Annotated in this window: 12 protein-coding genes and 1 tRNA gene; 11 read left to right on the top strand and 2 right to left on the bottom strand. The window is 69.8% G+C overall.

What is annotated here, in order from left to right:
- Window positions 1–5 precede the first annotated feature (5 nt).
- The 8 genes from AC27IY_RS29665 (at window position 6) to AC27IY_RS29630 (ending at window position 9,953) form a co-directional block, all read left to right on the top strand.
- Complete coding sequence (locus AC27IY_RS29665) at window positions 6–1,223, top strand: NuoI/complex I 23 kDa subunit family protein (RefSeq protein WP_487179918.1); 1,218 nt, start codon at window positions 6–8, stop codon at window positions 1,221–1,223.
- The gene (locus AC27IY_RS29660) at window positions 1,220–1,873 is read left to right on the top strand and encodes an NADH-quinone oxidoreductase subunit J family protein (RefSeq protein WP_487179917.1); all 654 of its coding nucleotides are present in this window, start codon (window positions 1,220–1,222) and stop codon (window positions 1,871–1,873) included. Before AC27IY_RS29665 ends, AC27IY_RS29660 begins: the two co-directional genes overlap by 4 nt.
- Complete coding sequence (gene nuoK / locus AC27IY_RS29655; RefSeq protein WP_487179916.1) at window positions 1,873–2,358, top strand: NADH-quinone oxidoreductase subunit NuoK; 486 nt, start codon at window positions 1,873–1,875, stop codon at window positions 2,356–2,358. Before AC27IY_RS29660 ends, nuoK begins: the two co-directional genes overlap by 1 nt.
- A complete protein-coding gene (locus AC27IY_RS29650; protein WP_487179915.1) occupies window positions 2,355–4,511 on the top strand; it encodes an NADH-quinone oxidoreductase subunit 5 family protein in 2,157 nt (718 codons plus the stop codon). The genes nuoK and AC27IY_RS29650 overlap by 4 nt, the downstream gene beginning before the upstream one ends.
- 5 nt (window positions 4,512–4,516) lie before the next feature.
- Window positions 4,517–6,031, top strand: a complete 1,515-nt coding sequence (locus AC27IY_RS29645; protein WP_487180065.1) for a complex I subunit 4 family protein — start codon at window positions 4,517–4,519, stop codon at window positions 6,029–6,031.
- Window positions 6,028–7,506: an NADH-quinone oxidoreductase subunit N gene (locus tag AC27IY_RS29640; protein ID WP_487179914.1), complete on the top strand. Its 1,479-nt coding sequence runs from the start codon at window positions 6,028–6,030 to the stop codon at window positions 7,504–7,506. The genes AC27IY_RS29645 and AC27IY_RS29640 overlap by 4 nt, the downstream gene beginning before the upstream one ends.
- Before the next feature lie 102 nt (window positions 7,507–7,608).
- The gene (gene htpX / locus AC27IY_RS29635; protein WP_344208165.1) at window positions 7,609–8,460 is read left to right on the top strand and encodes a zinc metalloprotease HtpX; all 852 of its coding nucleotides are present in this window, start codon (window positions 7,609–7,611) and stop codon (window positions 8,458–8,460) included.
- Window positions 8,457–9,953 (top strand): hypothetical protein, encoded by a 1,497-nt coding sequence (locus tag AC27IY_RS29630; RefSeq protein WP_487179913.1) that lies wholly within the window; start codon window positions 8,457–8,459, stop codon window positions 9,951–9,953. Before htpX ends, AC27IY_RS29630 begins: the two co-directional genes overlap by 4 nt.
- Here the strand turns inward: AC27IY_RS29630 and AC27IY_RS29625 are convergent.
- On the bottom strand, window positions 9,928–10,404 hold the full coding sequence (locus AC27IY_RS29625; protein WP_487179912.1) for an NUDIX hydrolase: 477 nt from the start codon (window positions 10,402–10,404) through the stop codon (window positions 9,928–9,930). The two genes, AC27IY_RS29630 and AC27IY_RS29625, sit on opposite strands and share 26 nt — an antisense overlap.
- 336 nt (window positions 10,405–10,740) lie before the next feature.
- Complete coding sequence (locus AC27IY_RS29620) at window positions 10,741–11,241, bottom strand: YajQ family cyclic di-GMP-binding protein (protein WP_364459812.1); 501 nt, start codon at window positions 11,239–11,241, stop codon at window positions 10,741–10,743.
- Between the two features lie 278 nt (window positions 11,242–11,519).
- On the opposite strand from AC27IY_RS29620, the gene AC27IY_RS29615 reads away from it, so the two are divergent.
- The 3 genes from AC27IY_RS29615 to AC27IY_RS29605 all read left to right on the top strand — a co-directional run bounded on the left by AC27IY_RS29615 (window position 11,520) and on the right by AC27IY_RS29605 (window position 14,801).
- Window positions 11,520–11,601 (top strand) — tRNA-Tyr (locus tag AC27IY_RS29615).
- 342 nt (window positions 11,602–11,943) lie between these two features.
- Complete coding sequence (locus tag AC27IY_RS29610) at window positions 11,944–12,690, top strand: hypothetical protein (protein WP_487179911.1); 747 nt, start codon at window positions 11,944–11,946, stop codon at window positions 12,688–12,690.
- Window positions 12,691–13,328: 638 nt separating this feature from the next.
- On the top strand, window positions 13,329–14,801 hold the full coding sequence (locus AC27IY_RS29605; RefSeq protein WP_487179910.1) for a serine/threonine-protein kinase: 1,473 nt from the start codon (window positions 13,329–13,331) through the stop codon (window positions 14,799–14,801).
- Window positions 14,802–14,908 lie beyond the last annotated feature (107 nt).

The raw sequence follows: 14,908 nt of genomic DNA, 5'->3' as shown, positions 1-14,908 counted from the left end.
TGAACATGGGGCGAATACCGGGAGTGGGACTGGTGAAGGGACTGTCCATCACCCTTCGCCACATGCTGCGCAAATCCGTCACGCAGCAATACCCCGAGGTCAAGCCCGCCCTGCCGCCCCGCAGCCGAGGCGTTATCGCCCTGGTTGAGGAGAACTGCACCTCTTGCATGCTGTGCGCCCGGGAATGCCCGGACTGGTGCATCTACATCGACTCCCACAAAGAGACCGTCCCGGCGCCGGAAGGCGGCCGCCCGCGCCAGCGCAACGTCCTCGACCGGTTCGCCATCGACTTCGCGCTGTGCATGTACTGCGGCATCTGCATCGAGGTCTGTCCCTTCGACGCGCTCTTCTGGTCCCCGGAGTTCGAGTACGCCGAGGGCGACATCCGCAACCTCCTGCACGAGAAGGACCGGCTGAGCGGCTGGACGCAGACCGTCCCGCCACCGCCACCCCACGACCCGGGCGCCGAACCCCCGAAGGAACTCACGGCCGCCCCCCGCCGCCCCGCCGGCCGGACCACCCCGGGCACCCCTGCCGACCGCCCCGCACGCGGAACGCGCGACGCGAAGACGGCACAGGCACCCGCGCCCACCGGCACGCCCGCTACCGGTCCCGCAACGCCGCCGGCCGCCACTCCCGAAGCTTCCTCCGGCGGCCCCCGTACTGACGCGGCCCCGCCCCAGCCCCGGGACGCGAGCACCGGCAGCACGGGCACGACCGGTGCTGGTGCGGCCGCTGCGGACGCGGGCACCGGCGGCACGGGCACGGGCACCGCAGGCGTGGGAGGCCCGCAGCCGCCCGCCGCTGCCCAGCCATCCACAGCCGCTCCGGCTTCGGGCACCGAGCCCGGCCGCCAAGGCCAGGAGTCGGAGGCAGGCGCCTCGGAAAGGCCCCGACGCCCTCGCCGCGCCATGTCCAACGTGCGCGGCATCCGCCCGCCCGGCGCCCTCCCAGCCCGCCCCGCAGGCGACACCCCCGCGCCCGCAGCCGGCGACGAGGAGCCCCAGGGGGCGTCCCAGCCCTCCGGCGAGCCGTCATCCACAGGCGGCCCGACCGATGAAGAGTTGTCCACAGGTTCGGGCCAGACGCGATCGAAGCCCGATCCGCAGGAGCAGACTGCTGCTCCGAGCCCTCGCCGGCGCCGGATGGCCGACCCTCGGTCCATCCGACCACCCGGCAGGCTCGGCCCTGACGAGCCGAAGGAGCCCGAGGAGGAGTCGTGACCGAGGCGGTGCCCTCCTACCTGTCGCCCACAGGGCAAGAAATCGTCTTCTTGCTGCTGGGCGCGGTAGCGGTCGGATCGGCGCTGCTCGTTGTCACGACCAGGCAACTGGTCCATGCCGCCCTCTGGCTCGTGGTCTGCTTCGGCGCCCTGGCGGGCTGCTATCTCGTGTTGACGGCCGAGTTCGTGGCCTGGGTGCAGGTGCTGATCTACGTGGGCGCGATCGTGGTGCTGCTGCTGTTCGGCATCATGCTCACGCGCGCCCCGATCGGCCGCTCCGCCGACCTCGACAGCGGCAACCGCGTCGTCGCCGCCGTGGTCGCGCTCGCCACCGCGGGCATCCTGGTCACGGTCGTCATCGACGGCTTCCGTACGGCGTACACCCCGCTCGATCCCGGCGAGGGCGCGGCGAAGGAGCTGGGTGCGAGCATCTTCGCCACGTGGGTGCTCCCGTTCGAGGCGCTGTCCGTCCTCCTGCTCGCCGCGCTGATCGGCGCGATCGTCCTGTCCCGTACGGACATTCCGGGCGGATCGCCACCGGCGGGCCCGGCGCCTCCGGCAGGCCCGGTCACCGGCGGGGCCGATCCGCCTGCCAGAGGAAACCCCGCACCACCTGACCGCCCATCCGACCAGACGAGCGGGGGCCAATAGTGCACATCGTCTATCCGGCGGTCGTCTCCGCGCTGTTGTTCTCGATCGGTGTCTACGGCGTGCTGGCCCGCCGCAACACGATCCTCGTGCTCATGTCGGTCGAGCTGATGCTCAACGCCGTCAACCTCAATCTGGTCGCGTTCGACGTCTGGCTGGCGGATCGCCTGCACAGCGGTCAGGTTCTCACCCTCTTCGTCATCGTCATCGCGGCGGCCGAGGTCGGGCTGGGCCTGGCCATCGTGCTCGCGCTCTACCGCAACCGCCGTACGGTCGATCTCGACCACCTCCGCGCCCTGGCCGAGCCCGCGACCGTCGCCGGCCAGGAGCAAGAAGATCCAGAGGCGGGCGACCGCACCGGCACAGCCCGGGAGGCGCCGCAGCCGGTAGACGTCAGCGCTTCTCAGGGAGCGGCGGGAGGAGCAGGCCAGGTTGAAGGGGGCAGCGGGGGCGGGCAGGCGATCAGGCGAGAGAGGGGCACGCTGTGACGACGTTCCCGCTGGCGGCCGTCCTGCTGCCCTTCGTCGCCGCCTTCGCGGGCCTGCTGCTCAGCCGCTGGCCGCATCGCCGTCCGCCCGCGCGGCCCGCCCAAGCCGCGCCGTCCGAGCCGTCCGGGTCGTCCACGAGGTCCGCGAGCGAATCCGCCGACGGCCGGTCCGTGGGCGAATCCGCCGACGGGCCAGCTGCGGGCGGGTCCGACGCTGAGCCGTCCGCGGGCGGGCCCGCCGACGAGCGGTTCGCGGACGAAGACCCCGACCCGCACTCACCCGGCACCTGGGCCTCCGACGAATGGCCGGACCCCGAGGAGGCCGCTCAGGAGGCCGGCGCGAGGGCGGCCGACAGGCGGGCCAACGCGCGGGCCGCCTGGATCGCGATCATCCCCACCGCCGTCTCCGCCGTCCTGGCGGCCTGGCTCGCCTGGGACCGAGGGTTCGCGTTCCTGACCGACTCGGGTGTGGGCGCGCCGACCGGTCACGCCTACGGCACGATCACCACCGGCGGCCCCCCGATCTCGCTGACCCTCCAGGCCGACAACCTGTCCGCACTCCTCGGCGTCCTGGTCACCCTCGTGGCCCTGGCCGTCCAGGTCTACTCGGTCGGCTACCTCGCCGACGACCCCCGCTACCCCTCCTACAGCGCGTTCATCAGCCTGTTCACCAGCGCGATGCTCCTGGTGGTCTACGCCGGCGACCTCCTGGTCCTGTACGTCGGCTGGGAGATCATGGGCCTCTGCTCCTACCTCCTCATCGGCCACTGGTGGGAGGACAGGGGCAACTCGCGGGCCGCGGTGAAGGCGTTCCTCGTGACCCGGCTCGGCGACGTCGGCTTCCTGTTCGGCATCTTCGCGCTGGGCGCGGCCGCGGGCAGTTTCCGCGTCGCCGACATCCTGGCGAAGGTGCCGGAGATGTCCCAGGCGACGCTCGTGACCGCCATGCTGCTCCTGCTGGCGGGCGTGGCCGGCAAGAGCGCCCAGGTCCCGCTGCACACCTGGCTCCCCGACGCGATGGCTGGCCCGACGCCTATCAGCGCCCTCATCCACGCCGCCACCATGGTCGCCGCCGGCATCTTCATCGTGGCGAGGCTCTTCCCCGCCTTCCTCGCCGCGCCGCCGACGATGGACGTGCTGGCGGTGCTCGCCGCCCTCGGCATGCTGGGCGCGGCCCTCGCCGCCCTCGCCCAGGACGACCTGAAACGTGTTCTCGCCTACTCCACGATCAGCCAGCTCGCATACATGGCGGGCGGTCTCGCGGCGGGCTCCGACACGGCGGCGATCTTCCACCTCCTGACGCACGGCGCGTTCAAGGCGCTGCTGTTCCTCTGCGCGGGCGTGGTGATCCACCACGTCGGCTCCAACCTCATGACCCGGATGGGCGGCCTGCGCCGCGAGCTGCCGATCACGTTCGCCACGATGACGATCGGCCTGGCCGCCCTCATGGGCATCCCGCCGGCCGGCGGCTTCTTCAGCAAGGACGCGGTCCTCGCCGCCATGGACGACGCCGTGGCCACCGGCAGGCTCACCGACGCCGCGGCCCTGCTGCTGTACGCCTGTGCGCTCGCCACGGTCGCCGTCACCGGCGCGTACGCGACCAGGGCCTGGCTGCGCACGTTCTTCGGCCAGGCCAGGGCGGTGCCGGTGCCGCTGCCCGAGCCGCCGCCCGGCACGGCCCACGTCGTGGACGTCACCGAGGCCCCGAGGACGATGCTCGTCCCCGTCGTCATCCTCGCCGCGCCCGCGCTCCTGCTGGGCCTGGCCGGCGGGCTGCACGTGGACGTCGGCGTGGCGGCGGTCGGCGTGCTGCTCGCGCTGCTCGGCGCGGGCGTGGTCTACGCGTTCTGGCGCATGGACCCGCTCGCCGACCCGGCCCGCCTGCTCGGCCCGCTCCGTACGCCCTGCGAGCAGGCGTTCTACGTCGACCGGGGCTACGCCGCGCTGTTCGTCCGCCCGGTCCTGGCCCTCGCCAGGCTGGTGGTGCGGACGGACGACACGGTCGTGGACGGCGCGGTGCGCGGCTCCGGCCGGACCGCGCGCGGCCTCGCGGGCGTGCTGCGCCTGGCCCAGCACGGCAACGTCCAGCTCTACGTGAGCGGCCTGCTCGCGGGTGTCCTGCTGATCGCGGTGGGGGCGGTGGTGTTCACGTGACCGAGATGGGCTGGCTGCCGGTCGCGCTGCTGGCCGTGCCGCTGCTCGGGGCGCTCGGCCTCGTCGTGCTCCCGCACGTCCTGCGGCCGGTGCTGCGCGCGTACGGGCTGGTCCTGTCGGGGGTGACGCTGGCGCTGGCCGCGCTGCTGGTGGCGGCGTTCGACTACGGGCGGCCGGCGAGCCCGCAGTTCGAGCTGGACGTGCCGTGGATCCCCGGTCTCGGTCTCCGCCTTCACCTGGGGATCGACGGGGTCTCGCTGCCGCTGGTCGCGCTGACGGCGCTGCTGACGTTCCTGTGCTTCGGCTACCTGTCCTGGGGGCGCGCCCGCGCCGGCGAGTTCCAGCGCGCCCGGCCGCGTGCGCTGGTGTTCACGCTGCTGGTGCTCGAAGTCGGCATGATCGGCACCTTCCTCGCCCTCGACCTGCTGCTCTTCTTCGTCTTCTTCGAGATCGTGCTCGTCCCGATGTACTTCCTGATCGGCATCTGGGGCGGCGAGGGCCGGCGGGCCGCGTCGATCAAGTTCATCCTCTACACCCTGCTCGGCTCGGTCGTGATGCTGCTCGGCCTGCTGCTGGTCTGGGCGCAGACCGGCACGCTCGACATCGAGGCGCTGGCCGCGGCCCACGGCAGCGGGATGGCCAGATCGGTGCAGATCATCGCGTTCGTGGCGATCGGCATCGGCCTGGCCGTCAAGACCCCCATGTGGCCGCTGCACACCTGGCTGCCCGACGCGCACACCGAGGCGCCCACGACGGGCTCGGTGCTGCTGGCCGGCGTGCTGCTCAAGATGGGCACGTACGGCTTCGCCAGGATCGCCATCCCCGTCCTGCCCGAGGGCGCGCTGGCCGTCGCGCCGTGGCTGGGTGCGTTCGCCGTGGTCGGCATCGTGTACGGCGCGCTCGCCTGCCTGGCCCAGCGCGACCTCAAACGCATGATCGCCTACTCCTCGGTCGGTCACATGGGCTTCGTCCTGCTGGGCTTCGCCACCCTCACGCCGACCGGCATCAACGGCGCACTCTTCGCGAACGTCGCCCACGGCCTGATCACCGGCCTGCTGTTCTTCCTGGCCGGCGCGATCAAGGACCGCTACCACACGGCCGACATGACGGTGCTCGGCGGCGGCCTGCTGGCCACGCTGCCGCGCCTGGGCTCGGTGCTGACGTTCGCCGCGATCGCCTCGCTCGGGCTGCCGGGCCTCGCCGGGTTCTGGGGGGAGATGCTGGCGCTGCTCGGCGCGTTCCAGCCGGCGGACGGGCTGCCGCGCGGGCTGTTCCTGACGTACATGGTGATCGGCGGGCTGGGCGCGGTGCTGACGGCCGCGTACTTCCTGGTCATGCTCTCCCGCGTCACCCACGGCCGGCCGCCGCCGCTCTTCGCCGAGCAGCGCGACGTCCGGCCGTACGAGCTGCTCGCCTGGACCCCGCTCGTGGCCCTGATCCTGCTGTTCGGACTCTGGCCTGGGCTCCTGCTCTCCCTCACCACCCCGGCCGTCCACACCCTGCTGGGAGCCCTGCCATGAGCCAGCAGATCGACTACTTCGCGATCGCGCCGCCGCTCGCGCTCGCCGTGACGGCCGCCCTGGTGCTCCTGCTGGACGCGTTCCTGCCGCACCGCCCCCGCACACGGGCCGCGCTGGGCCTGGTCACGCTGGCCGGTGTGCTGGTGTCCCTGGGCTTCGTCGTCGCGCAGGCGACGGCGGGCCGGACCCTCGGCACGTTCTGCGTCCCGCCCGCCCTGGCCGGGACGGGCGGCCCGGCGCCGTGCGCGTACGTCGTGGACGGCTTCACACTGGTCCTCGCAGGCCTCGTGCTGGTCTCCGCCGTGGTGATCGTGCTGATGTCGATGACCGAGCTGGCCGGCGGCGGCATCCCGGCCGGGGAATGGCACTTCCTCCTGCTGTGCACCCTCGTGGGCGCGGTGACCCTGCCCGCCTCCCGCGACCTGGTCATGCTCGTGGTCGCCCTCGAACTCGTCTCGCTGCCGGTCTTCGCCCTCACCGCGCTGAAACGCTACGACGGGCGTGCCTCCGAGGCCGCCGTGAAGCTGTTCGTGGTGTCCGTGGTGTCCACGGCGGTCATGCTGTTCGGCGTGTCCCTTCTGTACGGGATGACGGGCACCGTCCACCTGTCCGGCCTGGCCGCGCAGACCCAGGCCGTGGCCGGCACGCCGGTCGTCACGGTCGGGGTCGTGCTCGTCGTCGCCGGGTTCGGCTTCAAGATCGCGGCGGTGCCGTTCCACGCCTGGGCGGCCGACGTCTACCAGGGCGCGCCGGTCCCGGTGGCCGCGTTGCTGTCGGTCGTGTCGAAGGCGTCCGGGTTCGCCGGGCTCATCCTGGTCCTCGCCACGGCGCTCCCCGGGCAGGCCGGCACCTGGGGTCCCGTCGTGGCGATCCTCTCGGCGCTGACCATGACGGCGGGCAACCTGCTGGCCCTGCGCCAGCGCTCCGCCGTACGCCTGCTGGCCTGGTCCTCCGTCGCCCAGTCCGGTTACGTCCTGGCCCCGCTCGCCGTCACCGGGGCCGTCGGGGGGCGCGAGTCCGTCGGCGCGTCCGTCGCCTACCTCGTCATCTACGCGGCCATGAACCTCGGCGCGTTCGCCGTCGTCCTGCTGGTCGCCAGGACCGCCGTACGCAACGAGCTCGACGACTACCGCGGCCTCGCCTTCCGCAGCCCGGCGGCGGGCCTCGCGCTCGCGTTCTGCCTGGTCTGCCTGGCGGGGCTGCCGCCGGGCCTCGCGGGGCTGTTCGCCAAGGTGTTCGTGTTCCGGGCGATCGTCGAGGGCGGGTTGGGCTGGCTGGCGCTGGTCATGGCGGTCAACACGGTGATCGGGCTCTACTACTACGCGGTGTGGGCCGCGCGCCTGTTCACCCCGGCCGCGCGCCCCATCACCCCCGCCGCCGCTCCCGCGCTCTGGCCCGCGGCGGGCCTGGCGGTGGGGGTCGCGATCGTGTTCTCGCTCGCCCCGCAGCTCGTCCTCGACCTCGCCGGGTTGTGACGCGCGCGGGATCGCGCTCCGCCCTCGGCTGAGCACGCCGGGGAACGAAGAGCCGGGTCGTCTTCGTTGGAGGGGGTGAACCCAGAGCACGAAGGGGGAGCCTTGCACCACAACGGTCTGCGCACAGCCGTCCTGCTGGGCGGCATGTCTGCGCTGATCCTGCTGGTGGGCGCGTGGTTGGGTGGTGGCGTCGGTGTCCAGATCGCGTTCGTTCTCGCCCTCGTGGGCAACGGCGTCGCCTACTTCTTCTCCGACCGGATCGCGCTGTCGGCCATGCGGGCCAGGCCCGTCAGCGAGGTCGAGCACCCCACCCTTTATCGGATCGTCCGCGAGCTGAGCACGCAGGCCCGGCAGCCGATGCCGCGGCTGTACATCTCGCCGACGGTGCAGCCCAACGCGTTCGCGACCGGCCGCAGCCCGCGGCAGGCGGCGGTCTGCGTCACGTACGGGCTGACGCAGCTCCTCGACGAGTCCGAGCTGCGCGGCGTGATCGGGCACGAGCTGTCGCACGTGTACAACCGCGACATCCTGCTCTCGTCCGTGGCCGGCGCGCTGGCCACCATGATCACTTGGCTCAGCTATATCGCGGTCTTCTTCGGCGGCTCCGACGACGACGAGGGCCCCGGCTTCCTCGGCGCGCTGCTCATGATGGTGCTCGGCCCGGTCGCGGCCGGAATGGTGCAGATGGCGATCAGCCGTACCCGCGAGTTCCAGGCGGACGAATCGGGCGCCCGCCTCACCGGCGACCCGCTCGCCCTCGCCTCGGCCCTCCGCAAGATCGAGCTGGGCGCCCGCCGCCTGCCGCTCCCCGAGAACAGCCGCCTGACCTCCGCCTCCCACTTGATGATCGCCAACCCGTTCGCCGGCTCCGGCATCGGTCGCCTGTTCTCCACGCATCCGCCCACGTCGGAGCGGGTCGCGCGGTTGGAGCGCATGGCCGGATACCGGCGATGACGGGACGTCCGCCGCGATTAACCGGGGCCGAACGCCGTCTGTGGAACGCGTTCCCGACCGGTGAGATCGTCGACCTCGGCCCGGTGACGCCGAGCAGGTCCGGCACGGCCCCCGGCGGCAACGCGCCCAAGGACGGCGGCACCTGGGGTCCCGAGCGGACGATCCGGGCCAAGGTCATCGCGTCCCTGCTGCTCGGCGCCCGGGAGGTGGGCGCCGGCGCGGTCCCCGCGGTCCGGCTGCGCGGGGCCCGCATCACCGGCCAGCTCGCGCTGCTCGGCGGGACGATCCCGTACGAACTGGTCCTGAGCGGCTGTCACCTGGACCAGCCGCTCCAGCTCATGGGCAGCACCACCCGCACCATCCGGCTGACCGACTGCACCTTCCCCGGCCTGGGCGGCAGCGGCCTGCACGTCGCTGGCCACCTCAGCCTGTCCGGCTCGAACATCACCGGCACCGTACGCGTGACCAGGGGCGTCTTCGAGAGCGGCCTGTGGGCCTCCGGCACCAGGGTCGTCAGCGACGACGGCGAATGGGCCTTCTACGCGAACGCCGCCGTCGTCGACTCCGGCCTGTTCTTCCGCAACTCCGACTTCACGGGCGGCGTCAGCCTGGTGGGCGCCCGCCTCAACGGCGGCTGCTTCATGGAGGGCTCGACCCTCCGCAACCCGGGCAAGGACGCCCTGACCGCCGACAACGTCGTGGTCGAGGACGTCATGCTCCTGACCGACGGATTCCGGGCAGAAGGCTGCGTACGCCTCCGCGGCGCCCGCATCAACGGCCGCTTCGCCCTGCGCGGCACCGTGACCAGCCCCGACACCCGCTACGCCCTCCACATGAGCCACCTGGAGATCCGCGAGGCGTCCCTCATGCCCGCCGCGCCCGTGGACGGCGTCGTCACCCTCGCGCACAGCAAGATCGGCACCCTGCACGACGACCCCGACACCTGGCCCGCCAAGCTCCGCCTCAACGGCCTCACCTACGAACGCCTGCGCGGCTCCGGCGTCGCGCGCAGGATCGAATGGGTCACCAGGGACCCCGAGGGCTTCCGGCCGCAGCCGTACGAGCAGCTCGCCGCCTGGTACCTCAAGGACGGCAACGACGCGCTCGCCCGCCGCGCCCAGCTCGCCAAGCTCCGCGCCCGCCGCCGCACCCAAGGCCCCGGCGGCCGGATCTGGGGCCGGCTGCTCGACGCCGCCGTCGGCTACGGCTACCGGCCCTGGCTGGCCGGCATGTGGTTCACGCTCCTGCTGGCGATCGGCACGGCCGTCTTCGCCGTACAGCCGCCCAGGCCACTCAAGCCCGACGAGAGCCCGCACTTCAACGCGTTCGCGTACGCCTTCGACCTGCTCCTGCCGCTGCCCGCCTTCGGGCAGCGCGAGGCGTTCGACCCGATGGGGTGGACGCAGTGGCTGGCGTACACGCTGATCGTCGCCGGCTGGATCCTCGCCACCGCGCTGATCGCCGGCGCTACCCGAGTTCTCCGGCCGCAATGATCTTTCGTACGATGTCCGCCAGGTCCTCCGGGAAGTACTTCTCCCCGGTGCTCTCCAGCTCCGCCACGCTCCACCACCGGTAGGCGGTCGTGGTGTCCTTCTCGACCTGCTCCATGTGCTCGAACGACACTGCGGACGCCGCCTCGGCCACCCGGAACGCGTAGAAGGTCTGGTCCTGGGTGATGGTGTACCCGCCCCAGTCGAAGGTGATGGTGATGGTCCCGTACGGGCCGCGGAGGTCGCCGGCGTCCGCCCGCATCCCGACCTCCTCGAACAACTCCCGCGCCGCCGCCTCGGCCGCCGTCTCGCCGTCCTCCATGGCCCCGCCGACCGTGAACCAGAACGGTTGGTCGGGGCGCTCCGGGTCGAACCCGTACAGCAGGAGCACCCGGTCCTGCTCGTCGAAGGGGAGGGCACGTGCCGTGAAGCGGCGCAGGGGGATCTTCGTCACATTCAGGAGCTTACGGCGACACGGGGCGGGGCGTGGGGGACCGCGGACCTCGGCGCGGGCGCGGGCGCGGGCGTGGGCCGGGGCGGAGGGTACGTAACCGCCCATCCGCCCGCATGCCTACTCCGACCCTCTGGACACCGCAACCGCCGGCCGAGAACCACCGGTTGCAGAGTGCCGGCCGGGGCCTGCCGGAGGATCGACTGCCGGAGGATCATGACCGCTGGACTCCATGACCCACGACCCCCACGACCGCACGCCATCCCGCCCAACCGGCCACCCTCACCGCGCCGTTCAGCGCCGGCGACATCCCGCGGTCGGCACCAGCCGCACCCCGCACTACCGGTAGTTCACGAACTGCAGCGCGATGTCCAGATCCTTGCCCTTGAGCAGGGTGATCACATCCTGCAGATCATCCTTCTTCTTCGAACTGACCCGCAGCTCCTCACCCTGAATCTGGGCCTTGATCCCCTTGGGTCCCTCATCCCGGATCAGCTTGGAGATCTTCTTCGCGTTCTCCTGATCGATGCCCTCCTTGAGCGCGATCATCATCCGGTACTCCTTGCCGGACAGCTTCGGCTCCCCGGCATCGATGATCTTCAGCGAGAGCCCCCGCTTGACCACCTTCTCCTTGAAGACGTCCAGCGCCGCGTTGGCCCGCTCCTCGCTGTTCGCCTTGATCTCGATGTTGTTCTGCCCGGACCAACTGATGCTCGCCCCGGTGCCCTTGAAGTCGAACCGGTGCCCGATCTCCTTGACCGTCTGGTTCAGCGCGTTGTCGACCTCCTGCCGGTCGATCTTGCTGACGATGTCGAACGACGAATCAGCCACAACACCCACCCTCTCAGCTGCGAAGTCCTCTAAGGATCCGACCACCCGGACGTACCCTTGTGCCCGGCACACCGACGCGCATGATGCACCCGAGCCCGGACACGCCCGTACACACGGACCCAGCGAACGAGCCTAGCCAGCATCGCCGCCCCATGCAGTCCACCGCCCCCGCCCCAGCGCCCCGTCCGAGGATCCCGCCGCGAGAACCCGCCCCAGGACAAACCGGTGTCACGTGCACCTCCGAAGTCCGCTATTCTTCTGTGTGTCGCCGCGAGAGCGGAAGACAAGGCAGGTTGCCCGAGTGGCCAAAGGGAGCGGTCTGTAAAACCGTCGGCTCAGCCTACGCAAGTTCGAACCTTGCACCTGCCACATCAGCGGGAAGAGGCCCGTCACCAGCGGAAACGCGGTGACGGGCCTTTCGCGTTGTGTCCGGCTGTCCACGGGTGACACCGGCGCTCTACGGTTGATCATTCCCTATGCGTTCCCTAACGATCATGACTGGTGGACCGCAGCGTCTGGGATGTGTCTGCGGTGACACTGGCTGCAGCAATGCCCGCGTCTACTGTCAGAAGGAGCATCACAGAGCCCTCAGGAAAGGACTCAAGCACCTTGGGACGGCAACGCAGTTACTCCGACAGCACTCTCGCCGCCCTCTACGCGCTGGCACAGGGCACGTGCTACTGGCCTGACCCTCCATGCGATCAACCAATCGTGAAGATGATCGATGGCATTCCGGAACTCAACGTAGAGAAGGCTCACATCTACGCGGCCAATCCCGGTGGGCCCCGGGAGCATGAAGACCTGACCTCCGAAGAGCTAGATGACTTCCCCAACATCATCTTGCTCTGCCGCCCACACCACCGGAGGATCGACGGGCGTAGACGAGACCTCTACCCGCCGCAGGTGCTGCAGGAATGGAAGCGCCGACGGGAGGGCTCGGGCCTGCTGGTCCTGGAAGGTCTGGGGAGGCTTACGGAGGAGCGGCTCCACGACATCTTCATTGAGGCCAACAAGATGCTCGCTGACCGAATGAAGCGAGCGATGGACGAATTTGCCGCATTCGATGCGGAAGCAGCATCGCTTCTGCGCGCCCTTATCGACGAACTGGCCGAAGCGCGGCTGAACGCGGTCGGTCTTGATCCAGACCTCATCACCATGCTGAGCAGTTCCTCTGACCGCCTCGTGAGCCTGGGGGACTATGCCCCCATGCTCGCGCAGGCGAGTCTCGCTCTTCAGCATCTTCCCGACGTGCTACCTGGCCTCGTTGATGCGGCGACGAAGCTCCACAACTCGGCCGATCTCGTCAACCAACTGTACGCAGTAGTAGACGACCTGCCTGATGATGACACCGTGGCGGCACTCGCGAAGGCGGCCTCCCTCCTACAGAGCCTTCCCGATATCGTCTCTCATCTGCAGGACGTTGTGAACGAACTGCGATGGGCCCAAGGCAACATGTAGTCCTCTGCACAACCGAGATCAGCCGTTAAGTTGACACTCCCGGCCGCGCCAGCAGCGTTGGCATAGTTAATGCTGCGGAGCGGCCCTCCGCGGATTGTGTAATTATTGGTCAAATGATTTGCACGTAGCGAGCTTGTTTCTGTCGTACGCTCCGGATCGCTAACCTTATGCGCCTCCTCGGATTGACTATGTCGTTCATGGCGGGACGAGCCCATCCGTGCTGGCCCGTATTTCGCGCCGCCCTTGCGTTGTGGCTTCGTCTGCTTCTGCTGAGCGGTGAAATCATGTCCCGACCTATCTTGGTCAGCGTTGTTCTCGCGTAGCCATTCGAGAGATCCATATGCGTTGTATCTTTCCGCTAGTCCCCCGTGGGGTCCTGGATATTATGGAAACAATGCTGGGAATTTCATCCATAGTGCCCGTGCGAGCCGAAGCACCATGGGTGTAACCGGCGGTGGTCAGGGCGGCCTTTCGAGGCAACTCCTTGACACTCCCCCCTGCCGCTACGGGATCATAAGAACTGCCCTCGCCTCGCGACACGCGAATCGGGACGATTGGGGGATTCTCATCCCTAACACCCTCTGAGGTCTTGGCAGTGTGGAACAGGCACGGTGTTGAGCCGATAGGAGCATGTGCTGATGGGGCCTCTGGAGACCGGTGATCCGCGCGAGGTCGGGAAGTATCGTCTGCTGAGGCGTCTGGGTGCCGGCGGGATGGGCCAGGTTTTTCTGGGGCGTTCTCGTGCCGGCCGGCTGGTCGCGGTCAAACTGTTGCGCTCGGAACTGGCCGACGATCCAAAGTTTCGCCGCCGGTTCGCGCGCGAGGTCGAACTAGCCCGTGACGTCGGCGGCTTCTACACCGCTCAGGTCGTCGACGCCGATCCGGATGCGAATCCGCCTTGGTTGGTCACCGCTTATGTTCCGGGGCCATCGCTATCCGAGGCCATTGAGCAGCACAGGTATCTACCGGAACGTACGGTGAGGGTGCTGGGGGCTGGGCTGGCTGAGGGACTTACCGCAATCCACAAACGCGGCATCATCCATCGCGACCTCAAGCCCAGTAACGTCATCCTGACTTCCGACGGACCCCGCGTCATCGACTTCGGCATCGCCCGCGCCCTTGACGCCACACAGACCACCACGGTGATGGGCACGCCGGCCTTCATGTCCCCCGAACAGGTCGAAGGCCGCGAGATCGGCCCGGCCAGCGACGTATTCTCCTTGGGTGCGGTCCTCGCTTACGCCGCCACGGGCGTCAGCCCCTTCGGCACGGGCGCCAGCGATGCGATCACCTACCGCGTCGTCCATCATGCACCCAACCTGACGGACCTCCCCTCCGCTCTGGCCCCCCTGGTCACCGCGTGCCTGGCGAAAGACCCGAGCCAGCGGCCCAGCCCCAGCGCTATCCTCAGCCAACTGGCCGTTTCTACCGGCGATGCCGACGGATGGCTCCCCCCAGACCTCACCTGGTTGATCACCACCCAGTACCTTCCCCTGGCGGACCTGCCTGCTGATCCTTCCGTTCCTGCAGAGCCATCCTCCGGCCGACACAAGGACGACCGGATCGTTGTGCGGGACCGCGCCCGGCGAGTTTCCCCTCCTGGCCCGGCCGGCTCACCCCCCGACCTTCTCTCTGCACGGCGGGGGTCCACGCGTCCTGCCGTCATCATCGCGACCGTGGCCGTAGCCATTGCCGTCGCTTCCCTCTCCGTCACTGCTATCGTGCTCGGCTCCGCCTCTGGGCGTGAGAGGGCTTCCGCATCCTCAGTGGCGACCACCACGACCACAGTGACAGCCGGCGCGCCGTCTAATCAGACAGTCATCGGAGGCGAGGTTTCCTGCACCTCGGGCAATCTCGTGGTCGGCGTATGGGTGGAGGCCACACGGGGATCGGGTTTCGCGTTCATCCGCCTAAATGACAACCTCACATCCAGCTACCACTACACACTGCCGACTCCCGAGACGTACACCCTGCACGTGGGCTGCGGCGGCACATCAAAGGACTGGGCGGTATCCGTCGAAGACTCGCCTCGGGTATCCGGGGCGCGGAACTCCTTCACCTGCAACGACGTGCCGGCCAAGCCCAGCTACGGCACGTGCACTCTACGGTGAAGCCGGACGCCGCGGGAACTGGTGGACGAGTTCAAGACCCGCGGACCGGTGACCAAGCTGCTCGGCCCGCAGCTCGGGTCCGGGTTACCGGAGGAAATGTAACGCTC

Source organism: Nonomuraea sp. B208, assembly GCF_057536035.1.
Note: the sequence above shows the minus strand (reverse complement) of the source record. Positions and strands in the feature narration are given on the sequence as shown.

What these genes read in the sequence shown, in the direction of transcription:
- AC27IY_RS29665 (WP_487179918.1), top strand. Translation starts at nt 6, where the DNA reads ATGGGGCGAATACCGGGAGTGGGACTGGTGAAGGGACTGTCCATCACC.
- AC27IY_RS29645 (WP_487180065.1), top strand. Translation starts at nt 4,517, where the DNA reads ATGGGCTGGCTGCCGGTCGCGCTGCTGGCCGTGCCGCTGCTCGGGGCG.
- AC27IY_RS29640 (WP_487179914.1), top strand. Translation starts at nt 6,028, where the DNA reads ATGAGCCAGCAGATCGACTACTTCGCGATCGCGCCGCCGCTCGCGCTC.
- AC27IY_RS29630 (WP_487179913.1), top strand. Translation starts at nt 8,457, where the DNA reads ATGACGGGACGTCCGCCGCGATTAACCGGGGCCGAACGCCGTCTGTGG.
- AC27IY_RS29605 (WP_487179910.1), top strand. Translation starts at nt 13,329, where the DNA reads ATGGGGCCTCTGGAGACCGGTGATCCGCGCGAGGTCGGGAAGTATCGT.